This window comes from Mesorhizobium sp. LNJC405B00 (assembly GCF_000502615.1).
Lineage (GTDB): Bacteria > Pseudomonadota > Alphaproteobacteria > Rhizobiales > Rhizobiaceae > Mesorhizobium.
Genome location: NZ_AYWC01000031.1, coordinates 16,100 through 31,787 on the forward strand (window position 1 = coordinate 16,100; position 15,688 = coordinate 31,787).

The window sequence follows — 15,688 nt, forward strand, 5'->3', positions numbered from 1 at the left end:
CCATGCGTTTCGTCCGGGGCCCGCCATTTCGGGGCGGGCGCCGATTGTCGTCACTTGTTGTAGAGTTTCAGGATCGGCTCGACGCTCGAGGCGTCGTAGAGGCTGAATGTGTGAATGTCGTAGCCGATCGGCTCGCCAGAGGCCGCAAGCCCGAGCAGCGCCACCGGCATGAAGCCCTGCGCCGACGGGTACTGCCAGGCCGCAGCATTGACGAAGCCGGACTTGACCGCCTCGGCCGTCTCCTTTGAGTTGCCCCAGCCGACGACCGGGACCTTGCCGGCCGACACACCGGCCCCGTCGAAGACGCGTTTGATGCTTGCTGCCACGGAATCGCCGAGTGCAATGATTGCCGGCGGATTGTTGGCGACCATGTAGTCGGTCATCTTGGCGATGATGCCGGCCGGGTCGGTGCCGCAATCGACCACGTCGTACTTGATGCCGAGCGGATCGAAGACGCTGGCGATGCCCTCGGTCTCGAGCTGCTGGTAGCTGGCGCCCGGCACTTCGACCGGCAGGAACACCTTGTCGCCCTGCTTCACCATCTTGTGGTCGACGAGATACTTGGCCCAGATGACGCCCGCTTCCCTGAGGTCGGCCCCGACATAGGCCTGACGCCCGGTCGCCGGATCGTCGGTGTTGAAGAACACGATCGGTATGCCGGCGGCCTTGGCGGCCTTCACCTCCTCCGTCCACAGGCCGGGCTGAGCCGAGGTGGTAGCGATGCCGTCCGGCTTGGCGGCGAGCGCCGAGTTGAAAGCCTCCTTCTGCGCCGCCATGTCGCCGCCGCTGAACGAGATCTTGCAGGTCACCTTGAGCTGGTCGCAGGCCTTGGTCGCGCCGGCATTCCAGTCGATCCAGAACGCGTCCGAAGGGCCACCATGCGACAGCAGATAGAAGGTCTTCTGGCCGGCCTGGGCGAATGCCGGCAGGCTCAAGGAGACCCCGGCTACCAGCGTTGCCGCGGCAGCCACTTTCAATGCGAATTTCAACATTCATTCCTCCCTTGGTTGGAGTTGCGACCGCCATGCGCCGGCGGCGCAACCGGCGCTCACAGGCCGTTGGCGCGGAACTTCCCATCGAGGAATTTCTTCGCGCGCGGCACGTCGTCTTCAGAGAGATGCTCGATGATGACCGGGATGTTTGGGTGCTTTTCCGCCAGCCGCTGCAGATAGAGATCGTAATTCAGCGATCCCAGCCCGGGCGCCGGCAGCTCGATCTCGCCGACGCCGCGGAACGTGTGGCTCTCCATCGCATCCTCGTCGCCGATGTCGGCATGCTTTTCCGACTTGTCGCTGCCCGAACGCTTGACGTCCTTGGCATGCGCGATCTTGATCTTGTCGGTCAGCGTGTCGAACACCTGGTTGAGGATCTGGTCCATTTTGTCGATATTGTGGGTCTCGAAATAGTTGGTCGGATCCATCAACAGGCCGAGGCCGGGATGGTCGACCTGGGCGAACATCTTCACCGTCTCCTCGACCGAGCCCACGACGTTGTTAACGTAAGTCTCGAGGAGGAAGACCGCGCCGTGGTCGTAGGCGGTCTGGGCAAGCTCGGCGATCACCTTGCGGCATTCCTCGAAGCCTCCCTCGGTCTTGTTCTTCGGGTGATGCACCCAGTCGGATTCGGTGTTGTAGGTACCGGTCTCGGAGATCACGTAGGGCGAGCCGAAGCTGCGCGCATTGCGGATGATTTCCTTGAGATACCCGACGCGCTTATCGCGCTCGGATCTGTCGGGATGAATGATGTTGGTGTAGCCCGACACGCAGCAGATCGGCAGGTTGTTGTCGCGGAAGACGTCGCGCACCTGCTTGGCCTTGTCCTGGGTGATCTGCCCGGCCGACAGATCGACATCCCTAAAATGCAGGTCGAGCTGCACCGTGTTGAAACCGAGCCCGCGGATCTTCTTCGCCGTCTCTTCGAGGCCGTACGGGAAATAGCCCGTGAAAATACCTGCCTGCATCATGATGTGAATTCCTCCCTAAGCGATTCAGTTGGCTGATTTTATCGAGATTTCGGAAAGCTTGATGGTGCGGCCCTCGTCGATCGAGCGATAGCCGGCCTCGACCAGTGCCATTGTCTTGACGTTATCGGCGACGGAGAGCGCCGGCGGCGCGCCTGTCTTCACCGCATGCTGCAATTGCTCCATCACGCCGATGAAGGCATGCGGGAACCACATCGTGTCCCAGCTCGGGCTGACCCATTCGCCGCCGGTCGTCTTGGTCGACGCATAGGTCAGCGTCGAGGCCACGCCTTTCGGCCAGCCGATCGTGCCTTTGGCGACACCCTTGGTGCCGTCGACGCGCCAGTTGATGTGCTGGTCGTCCTCATAGCCCTCCTGGCGCGGTCCGGACCAGACATCCTCCAGCGACACGGCGAGCACGCCGGAGGGAAAGCGCAGCGTCGAGACGGTGATGCCGTCTGAATGGTCGAATGTCGTGCGCGGATCCTTGCGCGTCAGCGTGGTGATTTCCGAGGGATCGCCGAACAGGAAGCGCAGCACGTCCAGATGATGCACGCTCATATTGGCGAGCGTCAGCCGGTCGTAGTCCTGAAGGAAAGTCTGCCAGTGCGGGATCGCATGCATGTCGATCTGCGCAAAGACGATGTCGCCCAGCGCGCCGCTGTCGATGATCTGCTTCAGGACGCGCATCGACTGGTCGTAGCGCATGTTCTGGTTGACCGAGAGGATCTTGCCTGACTTGGCTGCCTCGTCGCGCAGCTTCACGGCTTCATCGACCGACAGCGCCAGTGGCTTCTGCGCCAGGATCGCCTTGATGTGGGGCTGCTTCAGCGCATGGCGGATCAGCGCCGGCTGCAGATCGGGTGGAAAGGCAAGGTCGACGATCTCGACCTCAGAATCCTCGATCAGCTGTTCCGGCGTGTCGTGGACGGTCGGGATGTCCCAACGCGCGGCGACCTTCTGCGCATTGGAACGGGTGCGCGAGGCGATCGCCACCACGTTGAACTCCGCTTCGCGATAGGCTGCCAGATGGCACTCGGCCATGATCATGCCAGCGCCGATGCAGCCGATACGGTATTCTTTCGTGCGGACCTTCACGTCCGGCTCGAAGCCTTCGCTCGCCATGTCTTCCTCCCGAAATTCTGTTTTCGCAGCCGCGATCATCTCGCCAACGCGCCTCCGTCCTGCCCGAAATAATGCACCCGGGCCGGCTCGCAGGATATCGCTACCACCGCATCCGGCCTGATGTCGGGCTGGCCGCGCAGCAGCGCCTTCAGCCGCGCCTCTCCGGCGGCGAGCGTTACCACCGTGTAGCCGCCAAGGGGCTCGACCTCGAATACGCGCGCCGGGCGGCCAGCGCCCCCTTCGACCCAGGGCCGGACCTTGATGTCCTCCGGCCTGAGCCCGATTTCGATCGCGTCGGCCGGAGCAGCGCGATCGTCGATGCTGACCGTGCCTTCGGCGGCCTCGAGGCCATCTTCGCCGCAAACGGATTTGAGGATGTTCATCATCGGCGAACCAAGCAGTCGCGCCACATAGGTGTTCGCCGGGCGGTCGTAGATCTCGGACGGGGCGCCGATCTGTCGGATCCTGCCATTCTCCAGAATCGCGATGCGGTCGGCGATCGACATCGCCTCTTCCTGGTCATGGGTGACGTAGATCAGCGTCTTGCCGAGTTCGCGCTGGATGCGCTTGAGCTCGACGCGCGTTTCCTCGCGCAGCCGCGCATCGAGCGCAGAGATCGGGTCGTCCATCAGATAGGCGTTCGGGTCGCGCACCAGGGCGCGGGCTATGGCCACGCGTTGCCGCTCGCCACCGGAAAGCTGCGCCGGCGGCTTGTGCAGAATATGGCCGATGTGGAGCTTGGCGGCCACATCGGCGACACGCGTTTCGATCTGGGCCTCGGCGACCTTGCGCTCGACCAGCGGGAAACGCACATTTTCGCGCGCGCTCATATGGGGGAACAGCGCCAGGTTCTGGAACACCATGGCGACATTGCGCTCGGCCGGCGAGACGGTGTTGACCGGTTTGCCGCCGATCAGGATCTCTCCGGCGTCAGGCGTCTCCAGCCCGAGCACCAGGCGCAGGATTGTCGATTTGCCCGACAGCGGCGGCCCGAAGAAGCAGAAGAATTCGTTGTCATTGACGGTGAACGAGGCGTCGTCGACCGCGAGCGTCGTGCCGTAACGCTTGCTGACATTGCGAAAAACGATATCGGCCATGTCAACCTGCCTTCATCGCAATGCCGCTGCGGGCATCGAAGACACGCACGGACGATGCCACGGGGGCGACGACGGCAAGCTCGCCGATCGACAGTCCGACAGCATTGTCGAACACCGCCTTCACGGCGGTCTCGCCATCGCCGAGATGGACGATGGTCCTCGCGCCGATCCGCTCGACGAAGCTCACCGGCATGGCGAGGCCCTGCCCGCTCTGCACCAGCGACACCTGTTCGGGCCGGAAGCCGTAAAGCACCTCAGAGCGCGATCCGCGCAAGGTGGCGGCCAGCGCATCCGGCAGCGTCGGCGTGACCCCCAGTGGCCCGAGATCGACCACCAGGCCCCGGTCGCTCTCCGCCGGCCTTCCCTTCAGCAGGTTCATGCCCGGAGCGCCGATGAAGCGGGCGACGAAGACATTGGCTGGATTGTTGTAGACTTCCAGCGGCGTTCCCACCTGCTGCAGCACGCCGTGATCCATGACGGCAATGCGGTCGGCCATGGTCATGGCCTCGAGCTGGTCATGGGTGACGTAGACCATCGTCTGCCTGAACTGGCGCTGCAGCTGCTTGAGCTCGGTCCGCATTACCGCCCGGAAGGCGGCGTCGACATTGGACAGCGGCTCGTCGAGCAGGAAGATGGCCGGCTCCATGATCGCCGAGCGTCCGATTGCCACCCGCTGCAGGATGTTGACCGAGAGCCGGTCGGCCTTGCGGTCGAGCAGCGGCGTCAACTGCAGCAGCTCGGCGGTGGCGCCGACGCGGCGGTCGATCTCAGCTTTCGCCGCACCGCGCATCCGCGGCCCATAGGCAAGGTTCTGGCGCACCGTCATGTGGGTGAAGATGGCATAGTTCTGGAAAACGAAGCCGACGCCGCGCCGGCCCATCGGCACGCCGGCCATGTCGCGCTCGCCAAACAGGATCTTGCCGCTGGTCGGCTCCTCCATGCCGGCGATCATGTTCATCGTCGTCGACTTGCCGCAGCCCGAAGGCCCGAGGAGCGCCATGAACTCGCCATCGGCGATGTCGAGGTCCATGGTCTTCAGCGCCGTGAACTCGCCAAAGGTCTTGACCAGGTTGCGCAGCTGGATCGCGCTCATGCCGGCACCAGCCTTGCCCGCGCCATGCGCTTCATGGCGAATACGGCAACGATCGAAAGCACGACCAGGATGGCCAGCGCGATCGCCGCCACATAGCCCCAGATCAGGTCCTGCGTCGTGACCTTGTAGATGTAGACGGAGATCGTCTCCGTGGCGACGCCGGGGCCGCCGCCGGTCATGATGTAGAGCGTGTCGAAGATCTTGAAGTTCTCGATGACGCGGATCGCCAGCGCGATGATGATGATCGTCTTCATCTTCGGCAGCACGATGGTGACGAAGCGCTGCCACGGGTTGGCGCCGAGCAGGGTCGCCGCCTTGATCTGGTCCTGCGGCACGCCGACCAGGCCGGCAAGCAGGATCAGGAACATCAGCGGCGTCCACTGCCAGATATCGGCGATGATCACCGCGATCAGCGCCAGTGTGGGGTCAGACAGCCAGGCGATGGTGACGCGGGAACCGCTGAGTGCCGACAGGATGTCGTTCAGCGGCCCGCCCGACTGGAACAGCATGAAGAACATGTAGCCGGCCACCGCCGGAACCACCATCATCGGCATCAGCAGGATCGAATAGAAGATCCGCTTGCCCGGAAAATCGTCCGCGAACAGCGTCGCCAATGCCAGGCCAAGCAGGAATTCGACGGGCACGCACACGACCATGACGATGGCCGTGCGCCTCAGCGCGCTCCAGAAGCGCGCATCGGCGGCAAGGTCGGTGTAGTTGGCGAAGCTGTTCCACATCTCCCATGCGTTCCACCAGCCGAGGCCGGAGAGCGGCGACCAGTCNGAGTTCAGACGTGTGCTCTTCCGATCTACATCTCCCATGCGTTCCACCAGCCGAGGCCGGAGAGCGGCGACCAGTCGGTGACGCTGATGTAGAGCTGCATCAGCAGCGGGAAGACGGAGATGAAGAGCACCAAAACCTGCGCCGGCAGCGTCAGCCGGAATCCCAGCCGCGCTCCCTCGTCCCGCAGCGCGGGCTTGCCAAGCGCGGCCTTTGCGTCCTTTGAGACAGTCACGGTCACCGCGCTCATTGCTTGAGCGCGCCGAACGTCAGTCCGCGCACCAGATGGCGCTGGATGGCGATGCCCATGATGACCGGCGGCACCGCGGCGATAAGACCGAGCGCGGCCTTGGCGCCATAGAGCTGCCCGGTCATCGAGGAGGACAGCGAGGCCATGTAGACCGGGATCGTCACCCATTCACGCGTCGTCAGCAGCAGCGCGATCAAATAGTCCGACCAGTTGAGGATGAAGACGAAGAGGGCGGCGCTGGCCAGCGGTGCGCGCATCATCGGCAGCGTGATGCGCGTGAAGACGCGCAGCCGCGAACAACCTTCGACAAGCGCCGCTTCCTCGATCTCGCGCGGCATGTCGTCGAAGAAGGTCTTCATGAGCCAGAAAGCGAACGGCAGGGTGACGATGCCGTAGATCAGGGCCAGGCCAAACCAGCTGTCGGTGAAGTTCAGGAAGGCCCACATGATCATGACCGGGATCATCACCGCCATTGGCGGAAACAGCCTGAGCTGGATCAGCGCCAGCGGCAGGTTCTGGCCGGAGCCGAAACGCGACAGCCCGTAGGCCGCAGCCGTGCCCGCCGACATTGCGATCGCCGTGCCGAACACCGAAGACAGCAGCGACGACAGGATCGGCTTCAGCGCGGTGCGGTCGAGCGCCACGATCAGATTGTTGTTGGACTCGCCGAAGACGAACTGGAAATTGCCGAGCGTCGGGTTCTTCGGCCACCATGTCAGGTCGGCGCCGGTCGCCGACCATTCGGCGATCGGCTTGAAGGCCATCGACACCATCCACAGGATCGGTACCAGCGTCACCGCCATCGCCGCGAAGATCGCGGCGTAGCGGAATATCTCGAAGGGGACGGAACGCTTCATCTGGCTGCTTTGCTGGTGGCGTTGACTGCGGCGGGGAGGAACAGATGCTCCTCCCCTCCAGCGCTGATCCAGGGAGACGGATCAGCTGATCGGGTCGAGAACCGTCGGCCAGGCCTCCTTGTTCGTCCTGATGGCTTCGAGCAATTTGTCCTCGCCGATGCGGCGGGCGATCTTCTTCCACTCCGCTTCCGTGTCGGCCATCGCCTGTTCCGCTGTCTTGGCCTTGGTCAGCGACGCCATCAGATTTTCGTCCAATGCGTTGTGGAAGGCGGTGGCGCCGGGATAGTTGATCGTCGGCACCGTGCGGGCGACGGTCTCGCGCACCACGTCGATGTGGTAGGCGTGGTAGGTCTGGCGCACCAGCGGATCGGAGAAATCCGAGAGCCGGAACGGATCGAGATAGCCGCCCGGATTGGCGCTCATCCAGGCATAGATGCGGGCGGAGCCCAGCCACTGCAGCAAAAGGTAGGCGACCTCCTGGTTTTTCGACTGCGACGAGACCATGCCGGTCAGCGAGAACCACAGCACGGAACGGCTGATCAGCTTGCCGTCGACTTCGCGGCCGGGCGGCAGCATCGAGCCGATCTTGCCGGTGACGGCAGAATCCTTGTTGCCGGCATTGTCGAGGAATTTCGGCAGGTTCGAGAAGGCGCAGGTCATCGCCGCGCCGCCCTTGGCGAAATTTCCATACTGCTCCGGCCAGCCCCAGGAGATCGCGTCCGGCGAGTGATGAACCAGCGAGCCGACATATTCGTTGGTGGCGGCAATGCCGTGCTCGGAATTGATCAGCGGCTTGCCGTCGTCGCCGAACAGGAACTGGTTGGGCGATGCCATCGAGACATAGCGCTGATACCAGTTGGTGTAGCCCCAGCCCTGGTTGCGCAGGTCGGTGGAGCCGAACAGGCCCTTGTCGGGCCGCTGGAAGAAGCCCGCGATGTCACTGTGCTGCTTCCAGGTCTTCGGCGGCGCCAGATCGTAGCCGAATTTGTCCTTGAACGCCTTCTGCTCGGCAGCGTCGCCGAACAGGTCGGTGCGGTAGACCCAGGTCTGGAAGTCGCCGTCCAGCGACACGCCATAGTTGGACCCGCGATATTTGTTGAGCAGCGACACGCCCTTGGCGCCGTCGACATAGCCGGTCTTGGGATCGTCCCATTCGGGCTTGTACTGGGCGACGAAGTCGTCGAGCTTGGCGATGCCGCCGGTCTCGGCAAGGTCGCCGAGGCGGTTCCATTCCGTCGAGTAGATGTCATAGGCCCCACCCTTGGTGGAGATGTCCTGCATCGTCTTGGTGAATTCCTGGCCGTTCGGCAGGCCGACGATCTCGATCTGGATGCCGGTCTCCTTTTCCCACAGCTCCTTGATCGACGGCGCACCCGCAGGGAAAGGCTGTGTGAGTTGGCCAATCGAGCCATCCGACAGGCCAAGCACGATCTTGGCCGGTGCCTTGCCAGCTCCCTTCAAGGCCTTGGCCGCCTCAACGGCACGGCCTTCCGGCGTGTCGGCGCCATATTGATAGCGCTCTGCGCCCTCGAAACCGGTGGGGCCGCCGACCATGCCTGGCGCCAGCGCGTCGGCCGCAACGGCACGGCCGGGACGGATGAATTGCGGTGCGATACCGGCCGCAGCCACGAACGCCGCGGCCTTTCCTCCGGACGCCAACAAGCCGCGTCGCGATATGCGGATCAAATCAGACATTGGAATTCCTCCCTCAGGGCCGATGTTTCCTCCACGAGCCCATTGAGGGATATTGACGGCAGCACCGGAAGGCTGTCAACATCATAAATACTCAAAATACATCGTAACACCGCAACCGCGGAGAAAATACGTCATGCAAAGGTCGACACACGGGCTCAATGCCTCGATTTGATGGGAAATCTGCCTTTCTGGCACGCGACTATCACGCCGGGCGACGCGATTTAGCCCAACCTCCTTGCGCATCGGCTAAGGCTCGATACATCATTTCCCATCAGAATCGCTGATGGCTGGCAGCTGTGGCCGTCGGACGGGCTAGCGGCATTGTGCGATCTGATGCATTGAGGAGATGAAGACGGTGCGTTCCACCTTGACTGACATAGCCCGGGAAGCCGGCGTTTCCGCCGCCACCGTCGACCGCGTGCTGAACAACAGGCCAGGTGTGCGGGCGCGCACGCGTGAGATCGTGCTCGAAATGGCGCAGCGCCTCGGCTACATCGCCGAGGGCCCGAACGGAGCGCCGCCCAGGCCCTCACCTGGAGAGGTCATCCGTCTGGACTTCGCTCTGCCGGCCGGCACCAATTCCTTCATCAAGATGCTGCATCGACACATCGAGGCGCAGGCCTTGGCGCGCCCCGATCTCGACGTCCACATCGCCACCATAGAGGGCTTCAACCCCGACCGGCTCGCCCGCCTGCTGCAAGAATTGCGTGGACAGACACAAGGCGTCGGCGTGATCGCGCTCGATCATCCGACGGTGCGCGAGGCGATCCGCTCGCTGTCGGCCAATGACGTCAAGGTGGTGACCATCGCATCCGACATCCTGCATGTGCCGAGGGTGGCCTATATCGGCATAGACAACCGCGCCGCCGGGCGGTTGGCCGGGTATCTTCTCAACCGTTTCATGGGATCGGAACGCCCAAGCAAGGTGGCGCTGTTCGCCGGCTCGCTGTCCTATCGCGGCCATGAGGAACGCGAGATGGGATTCCGGCACATCTTGACCGAGGAGTCGCCCAATCTCGAGATCGTCGAGATGCGCGAAATGCTGGATGACCGAGAGAAGGCTTATTCGGAAGCATCAGCGCTTCTGGACCGGCACCCCGATCTTGCCGCGATCTACAATGTCGGCGCCGGCAACACCGGCATCGCTCGGGCGCTCAAGGAGCGTGGACGCGCGAAAGACATTCTCTTTCTCGGCCACGAGGTGACAGACGGCACCAAGGAACTTTTGTTGGATGGGACGCTCGATGCGGTCATAGATCAAAATCCGCGCGTCGAGGCGCGGGAAGCGCTCAACATTTTAAGCCACTCTGTCAGGCACCTGAACTATGAACCGCATCAACCACGACTTCAGGTGATCTTCAAAGAGAATATACCTGAAATCTGATCAATGGATCCGTGATCTTATCGCAAAGCACAGCGTTGGCGTCGCCACCGGTCCCAAATACGAACGAGAGCCCGAATGATCTCGTCAAAGCCGCCGATCTGGCACTATTCCGCGCGAAGTCGGAGGGACGAGATCGGGTCGTGGTTGATGGTGCATGAGAAGGGCGTCGCTCGTTGCAACTCGTTCAGCCTTTCCGAACCTAAAAAGACCAAGTCCACTCATAGCACCGAGGTCGCGAACGATTGGGGCGAAGAGGGTTCTGGATGTCGGCACGAAGCCGACGAATGGCATACGCCCGTCCAACCCGCCACGATCACCTGAAGCATCGCACCGATCCAAGGCGCTCGAGCAGATATGTTGCAGGCGACCTCGTGTGCTATACACGCACGCTGAGTTTTCGGGTCGGACACGAGATCGATGGATCAGGAGACGCTTCTTGCCGCAGTCCTCTTAGCTGATGTCGTGGGCAGCACGCCGCTCTATGAGCGGATCGGAGACGATGCCGCTCTACAGCAGGTCTCGGATTGCCTGGACACGATGCGCGAGATTGTCGCCAAGCACCGTGGTGATTTCATTTACTCGAAAGGCGATGACATACTCAGCCTCTTCGAGAGCCCGGAAATGGCGCTGAGGGCCGTCTGCCAAATTACCCATCAACTGACTAAAGGGCCGTTGAGCGCCCGTATCGGATTGCATTTCGGGGCGGTCATTCGCGCGCGGGGCGCGATATTCGGTGACGTTGTCAATGTCACTGCAAGGTTGTCCACCACGGCGAACCCCGGAGAGGTGCTGATCAGCCAGAGCTTCTGCGAAGCCCTTTCCCCGAGAAGCCGCAAGGGCCTGCGGCTCCTCGACAAAATGGCCTTGAAGGGGAAGCAAGAGTTCTTCGATGTCTATACCCTGTGGAGCGACGATGGGGCCCCCGGTACGCAGATCACCAGCCATGGCGCCACTACAGATAGACGCTCGGTCCTGCCGCGGCAGATTCATCTGGTCATCCGCTACAGAGATCAGCTGCGATCCTGTCGAAACGGCGAATCCGTGACAATCGGCAGATCGGCGGAATGCGATATCATCGTCGAGCGGCCTTGGGTATCGAGGCGCCACGCCGCCTTCACCATATTGAATGGCAGAGCTCGGCTTCTCGAACGAAGCTCTTCGGGCACATTTGTGTCCATGGGACTCGGCCATGAAGTATTCGTACGCCGTGAAGATATTATCCTCTTCGGCTCCGGCGTCATCTCGCCTGGAGTGAAGTCGGCCCTCGACGAAGCCCAGCTTCTTCACTACGAAATTGTCTCGGATTGACCCGGCCCGGATACTAGCTCGACCGGTTTCGAGCTGGTTCGCTGGCGCCTCAATGTCGCGCCGTACTCTTTGACAGCCATTGGAATCGACCGTTGACAAATGTGCCAAGGCCAATCCAGGAACGTCTGCTCTCGAAGTTGAACTGCGAAGAGCTGACTTCCGTTTCCCTCGCTGAGTTCGACGGAGCCGCGGCCGGTGCATCTCCCTCGCAGGATGCGGAGTTCTACCTGCTCCGAGGCTACATTCTGCAGGTGGATGGTTTCGGCAGCAAGCTGGCCCGCTCGATCGATGACGCGCTAGGTCTTGCCGCGAAAAGGCCGGTGCGTGGGAATTGTGCTGGACTGTCGGCCAGACAATGAGCTGGCGACGGGAGCGGCCGGCTGTAGCGGGATGCCCGGACCAATTCCCCGCCCTGTGTCGCCTTGATATCCCCAGGCGCTGAAGGTCAGCACAGGCTGTTGCAGCCCGGGGTCGATGAACGCTTCATCAGACCATTTGCGCCGCAATAGCTCCTCGACCACCTGCGAAGGCTCGCGATTGGGCTACCGTCACGAAATTGGCGCAGAAGCGCAGACCACTGACATATCGCGACGTCGAGATGGAGCTCGATACCACCGTGTTTACAGCACCGGGGGGAGATTCCTCTTGGGCCGATCGAGTTCAAGTTGGTGCGCCACATGCTCGAGGATCCTGAAAGGTGATCAGCCGTGATGAATTCATCGCAGCTGGCCGGTCGCAGAAAGCCAGTGTGAGCGCCCAGGTGGTCGACGTTCACATGAGCCAGTCGCGAAAGTTGTTGAAGCAGTTGTCGCAGAGTTGCCATTCGCACCGTGCGGCTTGCCGGCTATTCTCTCGATGACACTGCGGGCTGACGATCTCGGCGATTGGGTTCAGAAAGGTCGCTGCGTGAGGCCGCAAGGGGACCCACGCGATGGGAACGGTCTTGGCAGCTAGGGGACTTAGCGCCACCAACATTGCAGCCGTGGCGCTACGCCAATTGAGAGAAAGTCGAGGCGTATAGAACAAGCGACATGAGCGTGTCGGATTGTTTGCATTCAAACAACCTTCGCGACGCTATCCGTGCCTCCGCCTTGCTGGTGCCGGAGGAAATCATGACGTCGCCCGACAATTCGGTCGAACTCGTTCGCGACAAGAAGTGGACGGTCCGCGTCAACGCCTACGGCAGCACCCTGACGTTTCCGTTCGAAGCCGAAAGCTATGCACGTTCTTATGCCGATGGTCAGGCATTCCGTCTCGGGGTTCAGGTGGCCGAACTGAAGCGATGCGGCTGACAGTCTGTCGACGTGTTGGCGGATAGCCTGCATTGCCATCGGAACGAATAGGTCGCTGATTGCAGCCTCGCGATTTTTCCATCAAATCCCGCCTGCAATCTTGACAGCAACTCGGCAAAAGCCCTCGCCGACTAGTGTTGTCATATGAGCTGGAGCTTTCCTCGCCGCCGGTGGTAGGTGGGATACGCTGCCGGGAGAGCGCTCTTTTCGCATAGACGAGAACCTTGTGCTTTTTCATCTCAAGGCTGATTGGCGGCTGGATGCGCGCGCCGTCTTTCATGTTCTGCCACGGCCCGCGCGGAGCGTGGAATCAACGGCGGGGAAGCGGATGATGTTTCCTGTTTGCGCTCGCGTAGCGCAAGAAACGCTGCGAAGAGCATGATAGCCATGCCGATGATGTCGATCAGGCTAACCTCCTCGCCGTAGGTGATCATGCCAAGCACGACGGCAATCACGGGTGAGACGAAGGCAAATGCTCCGGCGCGCGAGGCGCCGATTTCGTGCAGGAGCCGGATAAAAAGTGTGTAGCCTATGAACGAACCAAACAGCACGAGGAACAGCCACCCGACCCAGGCCGGCCAGCCCCAATCGCCTTTTAGAGCCGCGGCCGCGCCTGGCTCCACAACGAGTGAGATGAGAATTAGGAATGCGCCCCCGAAAAGGGTGGTGAAGCCGGCGATGAAGTCCGATGAATATACCTCAAGAAGCGGCCGCGCGAGCACCGAACCCCATGCATAGATTACAGCTGCCGACGCCACCGCTGTCATCGCCAGCAGCCGGAGCCCCCTGCCCTGCTGGTCTGCGTGTGTCCAACCAGCATAGGCCTCGGGCCCGAACAGGATGCACAGACCGGCCGCACCGAGCAAAATCGCAAAAAGCCTGCGGCCGTCATAGCGTTCGTCCCCCAGAAGCAACGCAAATCCAAGCAGCGTGACAGGGGTCAGCGAAAGCTCAAGAACAGCCGCGGTGCCCGTATCGACATAGAGCATGCCCCAAAAGAGTAGGCCATAGCAAAGCGGAATCATGAACAACGTAACAACGAAAAGGCGCGGCCAGTTCCTTTTCGCCACCCGTGGTAGAGCAGCGCCCCTTAAGCGCGTCGCACTGAGGATCAGCAAGCCGGCTACTGTAAAACGCGTGCCTGCGAACATCAGAGGCGGCACGGTGGCGATCCCTGCCTTGATACCGATCCACGTGGTGCCCCAGATCACACATAAAACCAGAAATGTCGCTGTGTTGCGGTTCATCGGAAGCAGCCTTCGCCGGGTCGTTGTTGGTTCGTTGTAACGGCCAAAAGACGTTTATTTCGTTACAACGGCCTCTTGCCAATACGGTTCCGCAAACCGATGTTTCCGGGATGGATTTTGCGAAGACTATCGTCGACATGCGCATGGTTGGCGGTCACGCCTGCCTGGACTTCGTCAACACGGTCGACGCGCGACGCGATGTATGGGGGCCAGACCTCTTGCAGACCTATGCCGACCTGGTCGTCTGGGCTGGACGTGCCGATTTGATCGACGTCGATGAGGCGCGAGCACTGCTCGTGGAGGCTTCCGCCCGCCCGCTCCTTGCGGAGGCGGCATTGGAAAAGGCCAAGATTTTGCGCGAGGCCGTTTACGCGGCTCTCCAGGCCGAGGCGGCAGGCGCCCGGGTGCCGGACGATGCCTTGCAAATCGTGCGCGATGCAGTCGCCCTAGCCCTGCCGAAGCGCTCGCTTTTCCCGTCCGGCGACCGCCTCGCTTGGCAGTGGACCGACGCAGCCAGTCTGAACACGATCGGCCACCGCGTGGCCTTTGAGACAGCCGAGTTTTTGGTGTCCAGGAATGACCGCCGCCGCGTGCGCGAGTGCACCGGGCCGAACTGCGGTTGGCTTTTCATCGACACCTCGCGTGGCGGGCGCAGGCGGTGGTGCTCCGATGAGAGCTGCGGCACACGCAGCCGGGTAAGGCGCTTCAGGGCAAAAGCCGCAGGGAACATGGCTCCCAACAGCAAGAATTAGTATCTGACGCCAGGCTTGGATGACGAACGCAGCATAGTTGGCTTCATGCTATCCCTGTCGGTGTTTGTCCAACGAAGCCGGTCTCGCGAGCGACTGTGGCCAAGACGGTGGAGAACACGGCCGGCGCGGCAAGCCATCATCGCGTTCCAGAGCGGGTTGCTTCGGGCCGCCTACCTCGCCACGCTTCGATGGGTCGATCTGCTCAAACTTGACGGGAACTCCGGTAGCCTGACGGCGTTTTTCTCAGTCCGAAACAAACAAGGATAGGTGCCATGGACTGGAACCGTGTCGAAGGCAATTGGAAGCAGGTAAAGGGCAAGGTCAAGGAACAGTGGGGCAAACTCACAGACGATGATCTGGACCGTATTGCCGGTAACCGCGATCAGTTGGAAGGCAAGATTCAGGAGCGCTACGGCATTGAGAAGGACCGCGCTCAGCGCGACATCGATGACTGGTATGGCCGGCAAGGCTGGTAGGTTGCCGGTTCCAAAGTGAACTTGAAAAAGGGCTCCGAGAGGTACGGCGCCTTTTTTTCCGCGTTTCCTGTCGCCTTTTCGTGAGTCTCACGACAAGAGCGCTCACCGAGAGACGTGGAACCGCCAAAGGTGCCCGTCGTTATCTGGTTCTCGAAATTACATCGGGGATTAGTTGGACAGAGAGGACGCCTCAGCGATCGCAACTGGAGTTAGCGCGCTCGACTGGTTGTGTGCGTCAAGTTCTGCAAAATGGGGCAGCCACGATGCTGGTCATGCGGCTTGGCGCAGAGCGAGCTTCTTGTGCTCGCGCAGGTCGTCCATGTTGATGTATCGGTTGGCCTCCATCCAGTTTTCATTGGTCTCGACGGCCAA

General features: G+C 61.7%; 14 protein-coding genes. 6 read left to right on the forward strand and 8 right to left on the reverse strand.

The window, feature by feature from the left end; all coding sequences use genetic code 11:
* Positions 1–50 precede the first annotated feature (50 nt).
* The 7 genes from X756_RS137590 to X756_RS137560 all read right to left on the reverse strand — a co-directional run bounded on the left by X756_RS137590 (position 51) and on the right by X756_RS137560 (position 8,857).
* Complete coding sequence (locus tag X756_RS137590) at positions 51–992, reverse strand: substrate-binding domain-containing protein (RefSeq protein WP_023697393.1); 942 nt, start codon at positions 990–992, stop codon at positions 51–53.
* 56 nt (positions 993–1,048) lie between these two features.
* The gene (locus X756_RS137585) at positions 1,049–1,963 is read right to left on the reverse strand and encodes a sugar phosphate isomerase/epimerase (protein WP_023731700.1); all 915 of its coding nucleotides are present in this window, start codon (positions 1,961–1,963) and stop codon (positions 1,049–1,051) included.
* 24 nt (positions 1,964–1,987) lie between these two features.
* Positions 1,988–3,085 (reverse strand): Gfo/Idh/MocA family oxidoreductase, encoded by a 1,098-nt coding sequence (locus tag X756_RS137580; protein ID WP_031239632.1) that lies wholly within the window; start codon positions 3,083–3,085, stop codon positions 1,988–1,990.
* Positions 3,086–3,120: 35 nt separating this feature from the next.
* Complete coding sequence (locus X756_RS137575) at positions 3,121–4,182, reverse strand: ABC transporter ATP-binding protein (protein WP_023731702.1); 1,062 nt, start codon at positions 4,180–4,182, stop codon at positions 3,121–3,123.
* A 1-nt stretch (position 4,183) separates the two neighbouring features.
* On the reverse strand, positions 4,184–5,275 hold the full coding sequence (locus X756_RS137570; RefSeq protein ID WP_023731703.1) for an ABC transporter ATP-binding protein: 1,092 nt from the start codon (positions 5,273–5,275) through the stop codon (positions 4,184–4,186).
* 1,026 nt (positions 5,276–6,301) lie between these two features.
* Positions 6,302–7,162, reverse strand: coding sequence for a carbohydrate ABC transporter permease (locus X756_RS137565; RefSeq protein ID WP_023669474.1), 861 nt, complete (start codon positions 7,160–7,162; stop codon positions 6,302–6,304).
* An 81-nt stretch (positions 7,163–7,243) separates the two neighbouring features.
* Complete coding sequence (locus X756_RS137560; RefSeq protein WP_023682259.1) at positions 7,244–8,857, reverse strand: extracellular solute-binding protein; 1,614 nt, start codon at positions 8,855–8,857, stop codon at positions 7,244–7,246.
* Positions 8,858–9,212: 355 nt separating this feature from the next.
* Here X756_RS137560 and X756_RS137555 point away from each other — a divergent pair, with 355 nt between their 5' ends.
* The 4 genes from X756_RS137555 to X756_RS0135820 all read left to right on the forward strand — a co-directional run bounded on the left by X756_RS137555 (position 9,213) and on the right by X756_RS0135820 (position 12,841).
* Positions 9,213–10,241 (forward strand): LacI family DNA-binding transcriptional regulator, encoded by a 1,029-nt coding sequence (locus tag X756_RS137555; RefSeq protein WP_023697399.1) that lies wholly within the window; start codon positions 9,213–9,215, stop codon positions 10,239–10,241.
* A 417-nt stretch (positions 10,242–10,658) separates the two neighbouring features.
* Entirely contained in the window at positions 10,659–11,549 is an 891-nt protein-coding gene (locus X756_RS137550; protein ID WP_023731706.1) for an adenylate/guanylate cyclase domain-containing protein, read from the forward strand.
* Between the two features lie 92 nt (positions 11,550–11,641).
* Positions 11,642–11,908 (forward strand): hypothetical protein, encoded by a 267-nt coding sequence (locus X756_RS137545; protein ID WP_023731707.1) that lies wholly within the window; start codon positions 11,642–11,644, stop codon positions 11,906–11,908.
* Between the two features lie 672 nt (positions 11,909–12,580).
* Positions 12,581–12,841, forward strand: a complete 261-nt coding sequence (locus tag X756_RS0135820; protein WP_023731708.1) for a hypothetical protein — start codon at positions 12,581–12,583, stop codon at positions 12,839–12,841.
* A 239-nt stretch (positions 12,842–13,080) separates the two neighbouring features.
* On the opposite strand, the gene X756_RS0135825 is transcribed toward X756_RS0135820, so the two are convergent.
* Positions 13,081–14,088, reverse strand: coding sequence for an EamA family transporter (locus X756_RS0135825; protein ID WP_084569994.1), 1,008 nt, complete (start codon positions 14,086–14,088; stop codon positions 13,081–13,083).
* Positions 14,089–14,198: 110 nt separating this feature from the next.
* Here X756_RS0135825 and X756_RS1000000170170 point away from each other — a divergent pair, with 110 nt between their 5' ends.
* Positions 14,199–14,840 carry a CGNR zinc finger domain-containing protein gene (locus X756_RS1000000170170; RefSeq protein ID WP_023713722.1) on the forward strand — a complete coding sequence of 214 codons (642 nt, stop codon included), beginning with the start codon at positions 14,199–14,201 and terminating at the stop codon, positions 14,838–14,840.
* A gap of 272 nt (positions 14,841–15,112) precedes the next feature.
* Positions 15,113–15,316, forward strand: coding sequence for a CsbD family protein (locus X756_RS137535; protein WP_023682266.1), 204 nt, complete (start codon positions 15,113–15,115; stop codon positions 15,314–15,316).
* Positions 15,317–15,688 lie beyond the last annotated feature (372 nt).